The organism is Sphingomonas sp. LR59 (genome assembly GCF_036855945.1).
Classification (GTDB): Bacteria; Pseudomonadota; Alphaproteobacteria; order Sphingomonadales; family Sphingomonadaceae; genus Sphingomonas.
The window spans coordinates 1058010-1073983 of the sequence record NZ_JASPFL010000001.1 but is presented as its reverse complement, the minus strand read 5'-3'; the positions used below and the strand labels follow the sequence as shown (position 1 = coordinate 1073983).

Sequence of the window (15974 nt, the reverse complement as noted above, 5' to 3'; positions counted from 1 at the left end):
GGATGCAGCACGACACTTCGGTAACCCCCTCGGATCATGCCATTTTACCGCAGCGAGGCGTCGCGTCGATCGCTCCCGCGCCGGCGTTGCGGGCGGCCGAGCCGTATGCGCGTGACGAACTGTTGCACGAACTGTTCGACACGACGCGTGTCGCGCATCCCGACGCGACCGCGCTGCGGTTGATCGGGGCGGACGAGGAATACGACCGCAAGACCGAGTGGAGCTACACCGATCTCGCCACGCGGAGCCTCGCGCTCGCACACCGCCTACGCGCGATGGGGATCGGCCGGGGCGACCGTGTCGTGCTGTGCCTGCCGCGCGGGCTCGACCAGTATATGGCGATCCTCGGCGTGCTGCGCGCTGGCGCTGCCTATGTGCCGGTCGACTGGGGCTATCCGCAGGACCGCATCGACTTCATCGTCGAGGACAGCGAGGCCGCGCTGACGATCACCGTCGCCAGCCGCGTCGCCAATCTGAAAGGGAAAACGCTCGCACTCGATGCGGCGCTGGGCGATCTCGCGGCTGAGCCGTCCGAACCGATCGGCCGCGACGTCACGCAGGCCACCCCGCAAGACCTCGCCTACATCATCTATACCTCGGGCACGACCGGTCGTCCCAAAGGCGTGATGATCTCGCACGGCAATGCCTGCCACCTGGTCCGCTCCGAAAGTGCGATTCTCGATCTAAACGCCGATGACGTCGTGTTCGGCGGGTTCAGCCTCGCGTTCGACATGTCGGTCGAGACGATGTGGAGCGCGTTCTTCGTCGGTGCGGTCGTGCTGGTCGCGACCGAGGCGCTGGCGACCAGCGGGCCCGACGTGGCGATCGCGCTGGCCGAGGCGAACACGACGATCTGGCACGTCGTCCCCTCGCTGATCGCGCTGGTCGAGCATCCGGTGCCGACGCTGCGCCTGCTCAACATGGGCGGCGAAGCGTGCCCGGCAGACCTGCCACGCCGGCTCGCGCGTCCCGGATTGCGGTTGCTCAACACCTACGGTCCGACCGAGACGTCGGTCACCGCGACCTGGACCGAGGTGTTCCCGGGTCAGCGCATCACGATCGGCAAGCCCCTCCCCGGCTACACCGCCTGGGTGGTGGACGAGCATATGCAGCCGGTCCCCGACGGCCAGGAAGGCGAACTCGTGATCGGCGGGCCGGGCGTCGGCGTCGGCTACGTCAACCGCCCGGACCTGACCGCCGAGAAGTTCATCATGACGCCGTTCGACGGGCCTTCCGGTGCCCCCGAACGGATCTACCGGTCGGGCGACTTGGTGAAGCTCGACGCGGCGGGCGACATCGATTTCGTCGGGCGCATCGATACGCAGGTGAAGATCCGCGGCTTCCGCGTCGAACTCGCCGAGATCGAAGCGGTGATCGGCGAATGGCCCGGCGTCGCGCAGACCGTCGTCCAGCTCTTTACCGACGACGACGGCTCGGAGTTCCTCGCCGCCTTCCTGATCGCGCGTCCGGCGGAGGAGATCGACATGGTCGGCCTCAAGGCCCGCGTCGCCGAGCGCCTCCCCAATTACATGCGCCCGGCGGGCTACCAGTTGTTATCGCACCTGCCGACGCTCCCCGCATCGGGGAAGGTCGACCGCAAGGCGCTGGTGAAGCCCGAGATCACCGTGACCTCTGACCGCGAGATGGTCGCCCCCGCCACCCCGCTGGAGGAAAGCCTCCACCGCGTCTGGGCCGAGGCGTTCGCGCCGCAGCCGGTATCGGTGCTCGACGACCTGTTCGAGGATCTGGGCGGCCATTCGCTGAAGGCGGCACGGCTCGTATCGGCGGCGCGGAAAGTGCGCGGCCTCGAAGGCTTGTCGCTCGAAGACGTCTACGCCGCGCCGACCATTCGCGCGCTCGCGCTCCGGATCGGTGGCACCACGCCGGTCGCGATTCTCGACGCGACCAGCTTCCATAACATCGCGCCGTGGAAGCGGCGGCTGTGCGTCGCCGCGCAGACACTCGCGCTGCTGCCGATCTACACGCTGGCGGGGCTGCAGTGGTTCTCGCCCTATCTGGCCTACACGCATCTCGCGGGCGACATGCCACGGGTCGACGCGCTGATCCTCAGCGGGCTGTTCTTCACGGTCGTGCCGATCGCGTCGATGTTCCTGTCGATCGCGCTGAAATGGCTGATCGTCGGGCGGTTCAAGGCGGGCGATTACCCGCTCTGGGGCAGCTATTATTTCCGCTGGTGGCTGGTCCGCCGGATCATCGGCGTCACCGCGACGCCGTATCTCGCGGGCACGCCGATGATCCGCGGCTATTACCGGATGATGGGCGCGAAGATCGGCGAACGCGTCCATATCGGCACCGGGATCATCGACACCGCCGACCTGCTCCATGCCGACGACGATGCGATCATCAGCGACCAGTCGGTGCTGTCGACCAGCTCGGTCGAGCGCGGGTTGCTGCGGCTTGGGACGGTCAAACTTGGCAAGGGCGCGTTTGTCGGGTCGATGGCGGTGGTCGGCCGCAACGCCGCGCTTGGCGACGACGCGATGCTCGACGACCTGTCCGCGCTGCCCGCCGACACCGTCATCCCCGCCGGCCAGCGCTGGGCCGGCTCACCCGCCGCGCATGACGGCGATGCGCCCCGCCGGCCGGCCACCGCAGCGCCGCGCAACGCGGGCCCCGCGATCGGACTGTTCCTGTGTGCGCTGATCCTGCCGCTCGTCGCGATCCTGCCGATCGCACCGGGCCTGATCGCGCTGATCGAGCTCGACTGGGCGACCAGCGGCTATGCCTATGTCGCAGTCGCGCCGCTGCTCGCGGTCACCTATGTCGTGATGATGTGCGTGCTGACGGTGGCGGCCAAGCGCCTGATCCTCGGCCGCGTCGCGCCCGCGGTCTATGCGCTGAACAGTGGGTTCTACGTCCGCTACTGGTTCGTGCAGCAGATCAACGACCTCGCGCTGCGCCTGCTCCACCCGATCTTCGCGACGCTGTACGTGGTGCCGTGGTACCGCGCGCTCGGCGTCAAGGTCGGTCGTCGCGCGGAAATCTCGACCGCCAGCGCGATCGTGCCGGACTTGGTCGAGATCGGCGAGGAGAGCTTCATCGCGGACTCGGTGATCTTCGGCGCGGCGCGGATCGGCCACGGCACGATCGAACTCGCGCATACCAAGATCGGCCGCCGCAGCTTCATCGGCAATTCCGCGCTGCTGCCGAGCGGCACGCAGATCGGCGACGAAGTGCTCGTCGGCGTCCTCTCGAAGCCGCCGAGCGATCCCGCACTCGCCACCGAGGCGGGCAGCACGTGGTTCGGCTCGCCCGCGATCAAGCTGCCGGTACGACAGGTCAACACGATGTTCGACGAGGGCGCGCGGTTCAATCCGTCGCGCGCGCTGATCGCCACGCGCCTGTCGATCGAGGCGGTTCGCACCACCTTGTCGCTGACTGCGTTCCTGGTGTACTTCAGCCTGCTTCTGTCGGTGGTCGGCGACCTCGACGATCTCGACAACGGCGCGCTGGTCGTCGCGGCGACCTTCCCCTTCCTGTACGTCGGCTTCTGCCTCGCCTGCGGGATTTTCGTCCTCGCGCTCAAATGGCTCGTCGTTGGCCGCTACAAGGTCACGACCGCGCCGCTGTGGAGCACTTTCGTCTGGCGCACCGAACTGGTGACCGCGACGTACGAGAATCTCGCCGTCGCCAACCTGCTCGAGCCGTTGCGCGGGACGCCGTGGATCGGGCTGTACCTGCGGCTGATGGGCGCCCGGATCGGCAAGCGCTGCTATATCGACACCACCGACCTGACCGAGCACGACCTCGTCGATATCGGCGACGACGTCGCGCTGAACGACTTTGCGGGGCTGCAGACGCATCTGTTCGAGGACCGCGTGATGAAGGTCGGCGCGATCCGCGTCGGCGACCGCGCGACGATCGGCTCGCTCGCGATCGTGCTGTACGACGCGGAAATCGGCGCGGATGCACAGCTCGGCGATCTATCGGTGGTGATGAAGGGCGAGACCTTGCCCGACGGCACGAGCTGGGACGGGAGCCCGGCGCGGATCGCCGTCGCGACGTGACGCCGATCTGGCACGACGGTCCGCTCTCCGACCTTGCTTGGGACGGTCAGTCGCCAGTCGCATGGAGTGTTGCCGAGACCGGACCGTACGCCGCCGGCCTGCAAGGCGATGCGCGCGCGATTCGGCAGGGTCTGGCCGCCGCCCTGATCCACAAACTGGCCGGCGACACAGACGACGTTCGACTGATACGCAGTCCGGCCGGCGCGCCGATCGTTTCCGCCCCCAACGGCTGGTATCTCAGCCTCTCCAGCCGCGGCGCGCACGCCCTGATCGGCGCTGCACGCCAGCCGATCGCGGTCGACCGCGAGGTCATCGACGACCACGCTCCGCTCTGGGACATGCTGACCCCGACCGAAGCCGACGCGCTCCGACGCCTGCCCACCCTCGCCCAGCCCCGCGCGTGGCTCCGTTGCTGGACGATCAAGGAAGCGCACGCGAAGCTCATCGGCGAACCGCGCCGCATCCGCCCCGAGTCGATCGACACCGTCGTCACCGATCCAATCCACGCCACCGCGACGTTCGAAGGCACTTCGCGCTGCTGGAGCCGTTCCACCACCGACGCGATCGAAACCATCGCGCAGTGGAGCCAGCCATGACCAGAATCCTGACCCGCCGCTACGAGGAGAAGGACCGCGCCGCCGTCTTCGCAATCTTCGACTCGAACCTCCCCGAGTATTTCGGCGCCGGCGACCGCGAATGGCTCGAGGAAACGCTCGACGAGCCCGACGGCCCGGCGTTCATCGTCGACGTCGACGGCATCCCCAGCGCGTTCGGCGGCTATGAGATCTGGGAGCATTACAACAAGGCGTTGCTCTTCTGGGGCATGGCCGCGCGCGCGCATCACGGGTCAGGCCTCGGCAAGCTGCTGCTGTTCGAACGCCTGCTCCACGTCGCCACCAGCGCAGAGCCGCCCACGCGCTACGTTACTGTCGATACCTCGCCAGAGGTGTCGCCGTTCTTCCAGCATTGCGGGTTCGAACTGACCAGCGTCTGGCCAGGCGGCTACCGTTCCAGCATGGACATGCACGAACTCCGCTTCGACCTTGCGGGGATATCGCTCGCGGAACTCGAGGCAAGACGCGACGCAGCGCTTGCCCGATGTGCGACATTCTCGACACCGACCGTGGCCGGGGATCGGTCGCAGCCCCTAATGGTTGGACAGCCATGACCAATCCTCTTCCCGACGCGCTTGCAACCTGGGCCGAGGCGGCGCGCGTTCGTTCGCTGAACGCGCACGGTGTCCGCCCCGCTGCGCGCTATGTCCTGTGCTGGTTGCAGCAGGCGTTGCGCGCGCGGGACAACCCGGTGATCGATGCCGCGATCTGCCTCGCGAACGATCTGGGTCTTCCCGTCCTCGTCTATCACGGGCTGCGCGAGGATTATCCCTACGCGTCCGATCGCCTGCATCGGTTCATCCTGGGGGCCAGCCGCGATCTTGCCCTGGAATGTCGGCAGCGTGGCGTGGCGTGCATCCAGTATGTCGACCGGGCCGAGAAGCGCGAAAAGGGACTGGTCTATCGGCTGGCGGCGGAAAGCGCCGCGGTGCTGGTCGAGGATCAGCCGACGTTCGTCGCGCGCTGGCAATCGGAACGTTTTGCGGCGCGGACGGATCGCGCCGTCCTCGCGGTCAACGCTGCCTGCCTGGTGCCACCCGCCATATTCGGCGGCGACATTGGTTCGACGACCGCGTTCCGGCGCCGTCATGAGCCGCTGCGCGCGGACTGGCTGACCGCGTCCGACCTGATGCCCGAGCTAGCCCCCTATGACGGCCCGCTCCCGTTCGTCCCCGATCGGCTCGATACCAGCACCGATGCGGACATCGATCGGCTTGTTGCCGCAGCCGCAATCGACCATTCGCTGCCGCCGAGCCCGATATTCCCGCTTGGTCGAGGCGGCGCGTTGCAGAAGCTCGAACGGCTGATGGACACGGTGCTGCCGACCTATGCCGCCGTGCGCAACGATGCGACCAATCCGGTCGGCGCCAGTACGCTGTCGCCCTATCTTCACTTCGGCGTCGTCGGCCCACGCGAGATCATGGCCACGGTCGAGGCCGCCGCGGCACCGGCCGGCGCCAAGGACAAGTTCGCCGACGAGTTGCTGACGTGGCGGGAATGGTTCCATTATCAGGCGTCCGCGCTGGTGGCGCCGGAACGTTACGATCGGATTTCCGGATGGGCACGCGAAACGCTTGAAGCGCATGCGGCGGACCCGCGGCCGGAGCTCGAGACGCTAGACGCGTTGCTGCACGGTGAGACGCGCGACGAAACCTGGAACGCGTGTCAGCTGCAGTTCCTCGTAGATGGCTGGATGCACAACAATTTGCGGATGTATTGGGGCAAACGGATCATTGCCATGACGCCGGACCCGCAGACCGCGTGGGCGACGGCGTGCTACCTCAACGATCGACTGAGCCTGGATGGTCGCGATCCGTCAACCTATGGCAATATCGCGGCTTCGTTCGGCGGGGGATCTCCCGGTCGGGAGGGCCCCGCCGTCTACGGCAAGGTACCGACGCGATCGGACGGATCGACACGCCACCGCCCCGATGGTCCGGCCTGGCTCGAGGCGGCCGCGGCGCGACCGCGACCCGAAGTGGCTGTGCCAGCCGATCTCCCGGCGGACTTGTACCTGGAGGGAAGAGCGCCGGCCTGAGGGATTCTGCGACAACTTTGGCGAAATTCATCGCAGGAGATACTTGGCACGCGACTAAATTCCCGGGCGATCGTTGAGCGGACTTCATCACAGGAGCTACCATGAGCAACGACCACGACGTGTCCGTCCTGAACGGCCTGATCAAGACCACCCTCGACAGCATGAAGGGGTATGAGGACGCCGCGAAGGATGCCGAGAGCACCCAGTATGCAACGATGTTCGCCGACTTCGCGCGCGATCGGGCCCAGGTTGCCACGCAGCTTCAGGGCCAGGTCCGTACGCTCGGCGGCGAGCCGGAAATGGAGTCGAGCATGCTGGCCGCGGCGCATCGCACGTTCATGGATCTGAAGCAGGCGCTGACCGGCAAGGACGACAAGGCGATCATCCTCGAAGTCGAGCGTGGCGAAGATCACATCAAGGCCAAGTACGAAGAGGCCATGAAGGATACCGACCTGTCGTCGGCAACGCAGACCGCGATCTCGGACGGCTATGCGTCGGTCCGCGAAGGCCACGACAAGATGAGCGCGCTGAAGCACAGCCTCACCTGATCGATCCGAGGCGGCAGGCATTGGCTTGCCGCCTTGGCTGTTGGCGTGGGGAGTGGCCCGACGGGCCATCTCCCCCGCTTAAAAATCGAAGCGTCCTCGGTAAGTGTAAATGGTCGTATGTTACCGCGGTGGAGATTGCGAGACGATCAAGTTGAGTGACAGGAACGCGACCCCCGCCCCTGCCATAACCGCAGCGATCCAGAGGATCGGACCAAAGATCCAGCCGCGGGCCGATATTGCCGGTGCGACGCTGACGATCAGAACGCCCCACCCCACGTTCCGCAACAGACTGCGTCGTTGGCGCGAAAGTCCCGCACCGAACCGGCGCCGATACTGCGCGTCGGTGGCGAGGCCGAGCAGCAAGAAGGCTGTAGTCGTCAGGATCAGGACGACGATACTCATTCGACCGATTCCAATAGTTTGGGGACCGCATGAGTTCGTGACGGTCGGACTCGTCGGGCCGGCGGGCGATAGTTCGCGACGCGTCTGGCCAGCAGAAGGAACGTGACACCGAACGCCAGCAGCGTTGCGTCGATCCCGGCGATCATGAGATCTCCGATCGCGATCATCGCAAACAGCCCCCGATCCGTCGCGATGATATCATACAGCGGTAGCGTGACGAGCAGCAGGCCGGTCGCGGCGAACAACGTCGGCCAGACCCGCGACGGCTTGGCAACAACCGCGGCCAGCGCGGCCATACCCCAGGCGATGAACAGCGCGTGGACTTCCCAGGCCGCACGACCGCTAAAGACAAGAGGCAGCAGTCGGTTCGCCCAGAAGAAGCAGGCGATGCCGAATGGAAAGCCGCCGACCACCGCGACGTTGAGACGCTCGACCAGCTGAAAGCCGAAATGCGGTCGGGTCGGGTTGGGGAGGCGTTCACGGCGCTTCACGGTCCACAGAACGAGCCCGCTCGCGACCATCAGCGTCCCGGCGATCCCGCACAGGAAATACAGCCAGCGACCGCCATAGCCGGCAAACCGTCCGGCGTGCAGGCCGATCATCGCGCCCGCGGTCTCGGCCGCCGCACCGGGCGGAGGCGAACGCCACACGAGGCGTCCCGATACACCGTCATAGGTCAGTCGGGGCGTCCGCGACGACAGCATCGAATGCGCACTCTGACTGACCGAGACGCGCGCCGATGCATCGCCGGGATCGCTTACCTCGATGAAGCTCGCCGGTGCGCCGAGCCGGCGTTCGGCGTCAGCAGCGATCGTTCGGAGGTCGATCAGCGGTGCTGGCCGACCGCTGCGATCGACCGCAGCGGCGGTGGGGAACAGCGTCTCCGACACGGTACGTTCGCTGGTGTAGTTCGCCACGACCGCCCACGGCATCAGCAACGCCATCAGCGTGACGAGCCCGGTATAGGTGATCATCAGATGGAACGGCAGTGCGAGCACCGCGGTGGCGTTATGGCCATCGAGCCAGGACCGCTGGCCCTTGGCACGCCGCAGCGTGAAGAAGTCCTTGAAGATCTTCTTGTGCGTGACGATCCCGCTCATGATCGCGACCAGCATCATCATGGTCGCGAAACCGACCAGCCACCGTGCCCAGATCACCGGCATGTACTGAAGATCGAAATGGAACCGGTAGAAGAACTCGCCGCCACGCGTGTCGCGGGCGTTCGCAGGCTTGCCGTCGGCACCGATCAATGCCTGCGTATCGCGACGGCCGCGCCGGCCACGCCCGCCCGTCTCACCGGGCTTGGGCTGGGGTATCCAGAACAGCTGTGCGCCCGGTGACTGGTCGGTCGCCACGGCGATGATCCAGCTCTTCGCATCCGGCGCCTTGCCGGCGAGGAACGCTTGCGAGCCGGCGAGCACGCGCATCGGCTGTTCGACACGTGCGAGCTCGGGCCGCATCCAGCGGTTCAGCCCTTCGCGCCAGAACGCGATCGTGCCGGCGACGAACACCAGGAACAGGATCCAGCCGAGCAACAGCCCAGACCACGTGTGCAGGAACGCCTGCGACTGTCGGAACCCCTTGCTCATAGCCGCCCCGACGCATCGATCGAGATCCACGCGATCGCACCACCGACCGCGCCGGCAACGACGAGGGTCCAGAGTGCGCGCCAGCCGCTACGGGCTGCGAACGCCCACATCGCCGCAATCGCGCACAGCATGAGGGCTATCAGCGACGCGGTGACACTCGCCTCGGCTCGGTCGCCGGGCAGCAGCCGCGCGATCGCCATCGCCCATAGGCTGGCCGTCGCATAGCCGAGCGGCACCGCCGCGACGACGCGCAACCCGATATCGCCACGCCGTGCCCAACGTGCGCGGGCATGCGCATCGCCCGCGGTCATCGGCCGCTCCCCCGACCGCGATCATTCGAACGTGTACCGAAGCGTCGCGAACGCGGTGCGCGGACTTCCGTAGTAATTGCCGCGGCCGGTGGCGGCGATGCGCGCATAATAGGTCTTGTCGAGCACGTTGTTGACGTTGACCGATACGCCGAGCCGTTCGCTCAGTCGGTAGCCTGCTCGCAGGTCGAGGACCGCATAGCTCCCCTGGCGAACGATCGTCGACGGACGGAACGATCCACTGGCGTTAACCCCCGCCGCGACACCTCCATAGGTGCCGCTGAACCACGTCACGCCGCCGCCAAAGCTCACGCCTGCCAAGGCGCCGTTGGTAGGCGCATAATTGGTGAATGCCTTGGCCATATGCTTCGGGATGATCGGGACCAGCGGCAGGCCTTCGTTCGCGGTAGTCTGGTCCTCAAGATAGCGGGTCTTGGTATAGGTATAGCCACCATTGATCCGCCAGCCGGGCAGGATTTCGCCAGACGCCTCGGCCTCCAAACCCCGCGCCCGGACCTTGCCGGTCTGGAGTACCACGGTCGCGATATCGGGATCGTTGAACAACCGGTTGGTCTGCGTGATCTGGTAGACCGCCGCCGACAGCAGCAACCGGTCGTTCATCAGCGAAAGCTTGGTCCCCGCCTCATATTGCGCACCGACCAGTGGTTCGATCCGTCCACCATCGGGCCGCGCCCGTCCGACCGGGGCTGCCTGCGGCGTGAAACTGTCGGCATAGCTGGCGTAGAGGTTCAGGGTGCGCGTGACGTCCCAGACCAACCCGGCATAAGGCGTGAAGCGATTGTCGATTCCGTACCGTGTCGGCGCCGGCAGCACCCCGCTCGGTGCGAGCAGCGTCGCGGTCGTCGTATCCCACCAGGTCAGACGCCCGCCGCCGATCAGCGTGACGCCATCGACGGGACTGAGCCGCATCTGTCCGTACAAGCCATATTGCTCGATGTCGGTCGATGATCCGCCATAGACCTGCAACACGCAATTCGCCGGCGCGGGGACGATAGCGGCACTGGCATTGGGGCACGTCGCGCCACTGCCTTGCACCGGATAATAGCGCGACGCCGCGTAGGGGTCGAGCGGCGGTTCCAGTGGCGAGACCGGGTTGTACACGTCGATCCGCGCATAATTGGACAGGCGGGTGGCGTAGGAGGTTCCCGAACTCGCCTGGTAGTCCGCCCCTAGGATGAGGACCTGATCACGCCCGAATAGCGGAAAGCTGCCCACGCCGTTGAAATCGAACGAGCGAGTCCGCTGCTTGCTGTCGCCACGATAGGCGATGTGGCTGGTCGTGCCGTTGGTCGCCGTGACCGGCTGGTTGCCGATATAGCTATAGATGTCGACGCGATCGACATCGGTGAACAAGCCCGTCGCACGCAATGTCCAGCGATCGCTGATCTTGTGCGTGATCTCGGCGAATCCGGTCCAGGTCTCGGCGTTGAACCGATTCCAGTCGGCCCCGAGATAGGTCGAGCGCTTCACGTCGAGCAGTCGGCCGTCGCTACCGTCCAGGCCTCCGAGGATGCCGGGCAGTCCCGACTGGACCGCGGGCCGAAAGCGATCGTAATTGCCGCCGACGGTCAGCGTGGTGCGATCGCCGATCTCAAGCGACCCCACGGCGAATGCGCCGATGCGGTTGCGGTGCGCGGTGTCGAAGAACTGGTCCTGATCCTGCGCCATGACGCCGACGCGAAGCCCTGCTTTCGGACCGATCGGTGCGGACACATCGAGTTCGAACCGGGCATTGTCGTAGGTGCCGTAGCCCGCGCTCGCCTGCATCTTGAACGAGTCGAGCGGGCGCTTGCGGATCATGTTGATGCTGCCCGCGGGATTACCCGAACCGCTGAACAGTCCCGCCGGACCGCGCAACACCTCGAGCCGATCGTAGAAGAACAGGTCCGGGACGGCGGACGGGAAGTTGAACGCGAACGTGGGGACGCCATCGATCAGGTAATTCGAGATCGCGAACCCGCGCGAGAAGAACGATGGATCCTCGCTGCCAACGCCGTTGACGGTGATGCCGTTGGTGGCGGTCAGCGCATCCTCCAGCGTGAACAGGTTCTGCGCCTCGATCTGGTCGCGCTCGATCACCGTGACGGTGTTGGGCGTGTCCTTGAGCGGCGTGACCGTCTTGCCGACCTCGCGACCGTAGCTCTTGCCGAGAACCAGGATTTCGTCCGATTTCTGCGCGTCGTCGGGGCTTTCGGCATTGGTCAAATCCCGCGCCGGCGCAGCCGATATGGCCGCTTCCGGAATACCGACGAACGCTGCGCCAGCCAGCAATATACTCGATACACTCATTATGAACCCCCGTGTTGGAGGCGCTCCTAGATCAATCGCTTTTGCGAGTCACTATCAATCTAAATATTTTGTCATGTTTGTTCGGCATCTCCCTCTCATGACGATTTTTACAGGTCCCACGCATCGCATCGCCTGTCGGCACGTTGCGACGGGATGAGTCACACCGCTGCTGTCCGCTACCCCTATCGTCCGATCACCGATCGACCCGACTATGACTGGCCTGAAGGCAAGCGGCTCGCGATCTACTTCGGCGTCAATCACGAGGTGTTCGACTTTGGCGGCGGACTGGGTGCCGAGTTGGCGCCATCGCAGACCGAGCCCGACGTGATGAATTACGCGTGGCGCGATTATGGCAACCGGGTCGGCGCGTGGCGGCTGTTCGACCTGTTCGACAGACTCGATCTGCGTACGACCGCATTGTTGAACGCCGACATACTCGATCGCTGTCCAGGCCTGGCCGAAGCCTGTCGCGATCGTGGCGACGAGATTGCGGCACACGGCCTGACTAACGCGACCGCGCAAGGGACCCTGTCCCGATCAAGCGAACGCGCGATGATCGCCGATGTGACGCAGCGACTGGCGACGCTGGGTGTCCGTCCGACGGGGTGGCTCGGCCCTTGGATTTCGGAGAGCAAGGATACCCCCGATGTGTTGGCCGAGGAGGGCTATCGATATGTGCTGGACTGGGCACATGACGATCAGCCGACCCGCCTCGCCACGACGCACGCCAGCCTGTTGTCGATACCCTATTCGCAGGAGATCAACGACTTGCCCGCGGTGATCCAGCGTCATCGCGAGGCCGAGGACTTTGCGGCGATGATCCGCGCCGCAGTCACGCAATTGTTATCGGAAACCGACCGCCGCCCCTCCGTTTTGGGGATCGCGCTGCATCCCTATATCATGGGACAGGCACACCGCGTCCCGGCGCTGGCCAGGATATTGGAGGAGCTTCGCGAGGCGAACGATCCGCGCATCTGGTGGACGACAGCAGGCGCCATCGCCGACCATGTCGAGACGCACGATCTGGCGGTTTGACCCCGCGACCGAACGCCCCGCTGACTTTAACGGGGCGGGTTTCAGCGGCGGCGGTCGGCGATATACCGGTTCACCTGTTCGTCGAGCACGTCCAGCGGGAGCGCACCCTGGCTCAAAATCGCCTCGTGAAAGTCGCGAATGTCGAAGCGGTCCCCGAGTTCGCGCTTGGCACGATCGCGCAGTTCGGTGATCTTGAGTTGGCCGACCATGTAGCTGGTGGCCTGCCCAGGCCAGTTGAAATATCGGTCGACCTCGCGGCCGATATCCGTATCCGATACCGAACTGTTCGCCTTGAAGTACGCGACAGCTTGGTCACGGGTCCACCGCTTCGAATGGATGCCGGTGTCGAGCACCAGCCGGATCGCGCGCCAGACCTGCAGCGATAACATCCCGAACCGGTCATAGGGTGTCTTGTAGACCCCCATCTCGTTCGCGAGCCGTTCCGAGTACAGCCCCCACCCCTCGACATACGCGCCATAGCCACCGAATTTGCGGAACTTGGGAATGCCGACGAGCTCCTGCTGGCGAGCGATCTGGAAATGATGACCGGGCGCGCCCTCGTGCGCGGCGATGCCAGCGACCTGCACCTTCTGCGTCTGGTTCATGTCGACCAGATTGACGTAGTAGATGCCAGGACGCGTGCCATCCGCGGACGGCGGATTGTAGAATGCGGTCGACGCGGTACCTTCACGCCACTTTTCCACTGCGCGAACCTCGAGTGGCGCCTTGGGCAGCTTCCGGAAATAGCGCGGTGCCGCGACCATGACCGAGGCGATCACGCCGCGGGCATCGCCGAGATACTGTTCGCGACCTTCTGCCGTGTTCGGATATTTGAACTTCGGATCGGTCCGGATCTGATCGAAGAATGCCTCGAGCGTGCCGGTGAAGCCAACCTCGCGCTTGACCGCCTCCATTTCCTGGCGGATCGCGGCGACCTGCCTCAGACCCAGTGCGTGGATCTGGTCGGCGGTCAGGTCCGTCGTGGTCGAGTTCTTCAACCGATCGGCATAATAGGCCGCGCCATTCGGCAGGCTCCAGGCACCGAAATTGCCCTTGGACTGGGGTTCGATCTCGTCGAGCGTGGTCAGCAACACGCCGTACCCCGTGCGAAACGGTCCTGTCAGCGCGGCACTGCCATCTGCCAGGAGTTTCGCCTTGACGGCGGCCGGCGCAGCCAACGCACCGACCTTCTTGCGAAAGTCCGCCCACACGCTCGAGTCCGGGCCGGCGTCGAACGGTGCACCGGTTATGATCGCCTTCGCATCGCCGCGCGCCGGCGCGAAGTTCACCTTGTTCGGGACGATGCCCGAGGCCGCCTGCGCGCGCATCGTCGCCGACACCTCGCGCATCACCCGCTCGGTATCGTGAAGGCGGGCGATGTACGCCGTCGCATCGGCGACCGTCTCGACCTTGTGATTGTTGATAAGCAGAACGGGGATCTCGCCCGCCGGACTGCCGTTGGTCGATACGGGGAACCGCAACTTGCGAAATTGCAGCGACTGACGGCCGCGCTCGACCTCATATTCGAACAGGCGGTAGCTCACCCGCGCGCTTTCGCTCAACTGTTCCGGCTTGAACTGAGCGTGCATCGCCGCCAGCTGCCGTTCGGCGAGCGCTTCGGCGCGCAGCGATGCGGCGTCGGTATAATCGTCGAGCCGGTCGTAATTGGTTTTCAGGCCCAGCTGGGTCTGCGATTCCGGACTGAGCGCGAGTTGCTCGTCATACGCACGATCGAGGAACGCGAGCAGTGCGGCATCCTGCACGGTCGAACGCGTTACCGCATCCGGCGCCGCGAGATTGGCCTGTAGGAGCGGAACGGCCGGCAGCAGGACGAGGGCGAAAGCTAGACGCATGAAATCTCCGATCAGGCTGCTTGTCGCCCGCCACTGGATGCATTGCAATCGTCTCCTGCCCGTTCGACGAACCGGCCCGAGGCCGAACCTCGCAACGCGCGACATCTTTCGTGCTCGCACTTGCTTCCGAGGCTGGAACGATGGTCGACCCGACGGCGCGCGAATGTCGCGGAACCCGTCCGTCGCTCATGTCTTTGAAAGACAAACAAGGAGTTTCGACATGTCGCTGATCAATCGCCGTCAAGGTCTGTGGACGCTTGCAGGGGGCGCCCTAGCCGCAACCGTGATCGGTACGCGCGCAGCCGCGCAGATCCTGGCGAAACCAGCGGCGAAGATGGAAACGCTTGCCGTGGTCGAAAAGAACGAAGGTCGCGTCGCCTTCTACGCGGTTCCCGGCGGCAAGCGCGTCGGTGTCGTCCCATTGGGGACGCAACCGCACGAGATCGTTGCCGACCCCGCCGGCCGCTATGCGTTCGTCGGCGATTATGGCGTCGAAAGCTGGAAGGCGCCGGGCGTCGGTGGTCATCGCGTCTGGGTCATCGATCTCGAGAAAAGGACTCTTGCACGAACCATCGACCTGACCCCGTTTGGCCGGCTGCACGCGGTGCGGATGGACTCGAAGGGGCGGTTGTATGTCTTGTCCGAGAAAGACAGCGTATTGGCGCGGTTCGACACCCCGCAGACGGATGATGCACCCGCGCGACTGGTGCCGGTCAATGGAGCGCGAAGCCATTACCTGGTCATCCGCCGCGACGGCGCCCGCGGCTATGTCGCCGACACGCTGAGCGGTGCGGTCATCATGGTCGATACGGACGACATCGGCGTAGCCCCGGTCCGCCAGCATATCGGCGTCGCCCCCGAAGCGATGACGTTGAGCGCGGACGAACAGACCCTGTTCGTCATCGATCGCCCCAGCGGCACGCTGCATGCTCTCGATGCGACATCGCTGACCCGGCGGATGCAACGCACGATGCGCGGTGAAGCGGTCAGGATCGTGACCCAGACGGACGGCAAGCTGGTCGTATCGAATACGCAGGACAAGAGCTTGTCGAGGCTGCACCCGACGACGTTGGCCGAGGAGGACTATCTCCCGCTTCCGGCGGCGGCACCGGGTCTGAATATCGTCGGCGACACGGTCTATGCGTCGTTGCAGAACGACCGGGTAGCAATCGTCGATCTGCGCGCGTGGAAAATCGTCGGCGGCTTCGCGACGGGATCGGCACCGGACTCCGCAGTCCTGATGCGGTGA

At 65.4% G+C, this 15974-nt stretch carries 12 protein-coding genes; 7 read left to right on the top strand and 5 right to left on the bottom strand.

What is annotated here, in order from left to right; all coding sequences use genetic code 11:
* Positions 1-2: 2 nt before the first annotated feature.
* The 5 genes from QP164_RS04950 to QP164_RS04930 all read left to right on the top strand — a co-directional run bounded on the left by QP164_RS04950 (position 3) and on the right by QP164_RS04930 (position 7228).
* Positions 3-4028, top strand: a complete 4026-nt coding sequence (locus tag QP164_RS04950) for a Pls/PosA family non-ribosomal peptide synthetase (RefSeq protein WP_333922376.1) — start codon at positions 3-5, stop codon at positions 4026-4028.
* A complete protein-coding gene (locus tag QP164_RS04945) occupies positions 4025-4624 on the top strand; it encodes a 4'-phosphopantetheinyl transferase family protein (RefSeq protein ID WP_333922375.1) in 600 nt (199 codons plus the stop codon). Before QP164_RS04950 ends, QP164_RS04945 begins: the two co-directional genes overlap by 4 nt.
* Positions 4621-5196, top strand: coding sequence for a GNAT family N-acetyltransferase (locus QP164_RS04940; protein WP_333922374.1), 576 nt, complete (start codon positions 4621-4623; stop codon positions 5194-5196). Before QP164_RS04945 ends, QP164_RS04940 begins: the two co-directional genes overlap by 4 nt.
* Complete coding sequence (locus tag QP164_RS04935) at positions 5193-6680, top strand: deoxyribodipyrimidine photo-lyase (RefSeq protein ID WP_333922373.1); 1488 nt, start codon at positions 5193-5195, stop codon at positions 6678-6680. Before QP164_RS04940 ends, QP164_RS04935 begins: the two co-directional genes overlap by 4 nt.
* A gap of 101 nt (positions 6681-6781) precedes the next feature.
* On the top strand, positions 6782-7228 hold the full coding sequence (locus QP164_RS04930; RefSeq protein WP_277982424.1) for a ferritin-like domain-containing protein: 447 nt from the start codon (positions 6782-6784) through the stop codon (positions 7226-7228).
* 120 nt (positions 7229-7348) lie between these two features.
* Here the strand turns inward: QP164_RS04930 and QP164_RS04925 are convergent, their stop codons facing one another.
* From QP164_RS04925 to QP164_RS04910, 4 genes are read right to left on the bottom strand one after another with little or no spacing between them, the layout of a single operon-like run.
* Positions 7349-7630: a DUF3325 domain-containing protein gene (locus tag QP164_RS04925; RefSeq protein WP_333922372.1), complete on the bottom strand. Its 282-nt coding sequence runs from the start codon at positions 7628-7630 to the stop codon at positions 7349-7351.
* Complete coding sequence (locus QP164_RS04920) at positions 7627-9219, bottom strand: PepSY-associated TM helix domain-containing protein (RefSeq protein WP_333922371.1); 1593 nt, start codon at positions 9217-9219, stop codon at positions 7627-7629. Before QP164_RS04920 ends, QP164_RS04925 begins: the two co-directional genes overlap by 4 nt.
* Entirely contained in the window at positions 9216-9530 is a 315-nt protein-coding gene (locus QP164_RS04915; RefSeq protein WP_132734294.1) for a hypothetical protein, read from the bottom strand. The genes QP164_RS04920 and QP164_RS04915 overlap by 4 nt, the downstream gene beginning before the upstream one ends.
* Before the next feature lie 21 nt (positions 9531-9551).
* A complete protein-coding gene (locus tag QP164_RS04910) occupies positions 9552-11837 on the bottom strand; it encodes a TonB-dependent siderophore receptor (RefSeq protein ID WP_333922370.1) in 2286 nt (761 codons plus the stop codon).
* A gap of 153 nt (positions 11838-11990) precedes the next feature.
* Between QP164_RS04910 and QP164_RS04905 the strand changes: the two genes are divergently transcribed.
* Positions 11991-12872, top strand: a complete 882-nt coding sequence (locus QP164_RS04905; protein ID WP_333922369.1) for a polysaccharide deacetylase family protein — start codon at positions 11991-11993, stop codon at positions 12870-12872.
* Positions 12873-12913: 41 nt separating this feature from the next.
* On the opposite strand, the gene QP164_RS04900 is transcribed toward QP164_RS04905, so the two are convergent.
* Positions 12914-14725 carry a DUF885 domain-containing protein gene (locus QP164_RS04900; RefSeq protein ID WP_333922368.1) on the bottom strand — a complete coding sequence of 604 codons (1812 nt, stop codon included), beginning with the start codon at positions 14723-14725 and terminating at the stop codon, positions 12914-12916.
* A gap of 220 nt (positions 14726-14945) precedes the next feature.
* Here QP164_RS04900 and QP164_RS04895 point away from each other — a divergent pair, with 220 nt between their 5' ends.
* A complete protein-coding gene (locus tag QP164_RS04895) occupies positions 14946-15974 on the top strand; it encodes a YncE family protein (protein WP_333922367.1) in 1029 nt (342 codons plus the stop codon).

Coding starts and splice junctions, on each gene's coding strand:
- QP164_RS04950 (WP_333922376.1), top strand. CDS start 3: ATGCAGCACGACACTTCGGTAACCCCCTCGGATCATGCCATTTTACCG.
- QP164_RS04940 (WP_333922374.1), top strand. CDS start 4,621: ATGACCAGAATCCTGACCCGCCGCTACGAGGAGAAGGACCGCGCCGCC.
- QP164_RS04935 (WP_333922373.1), top strand. CDS start 5,193: ATGACCAATCCTCTTCCCGACGCGCTTGCAACCTGGGCCGAGGCGGCG.
- QP164_RS04930 (WP_277982424.1), top strand. CDS start 6,782: ATGAGCAACGACCACGACGTGTCCGTCCTGAACGGCCTGATCAAGACC.
- QP164_RS04925 (WP_333922372.1), bottom strand. CDS start 7,630: ATGAGTATCGTCGTCCTGATCCTGACGACTACAGCCTTCTTGCTGCTC.
- QP164_RS04920 (WP_333922371.1), bottom strand. CDS start 9,219: ATGAGCAAGGGGTTCCGACAGTCGCAGGCGTTCCTGCACACGTGGTCT.
- QP164_RS04915 (WP_132734294.1), bottom strand. CDS start 9,530: ATGACCGCGGGCGATGCGCATGCCCGCGCACGTTGGGCACGGCGTGGC.
- QP164_RS04910 (WP_333922370.1), bottom strand. CDS start 11,837: ATGAGTGTATCGAGTATATTGCTGGCTGGCGCAGCGTTCGTCGGTATT.
- QP164_RS04905 (WP_333922369.1), top strand. CDS start 11,991: ATGAGTCACACCGCTGCTGTCCGCTACCCCTATCGTCCGATCACCGAT.
- QP164_RS04900 (WP_333922368.1), bottom strand. CDS start 14,725: ATGCGTCTAGCTTTCGCCCTCGTCCTGCTGCCGGCCGTTCCGCTCCTA.
- QP164_RS04895 (WP_333922367.1), top strand. CDS start 14,946: ATGTCGCTGATCAATCGCCGTCAAGGTCTGTGGACGCTTGCAGGGGGC.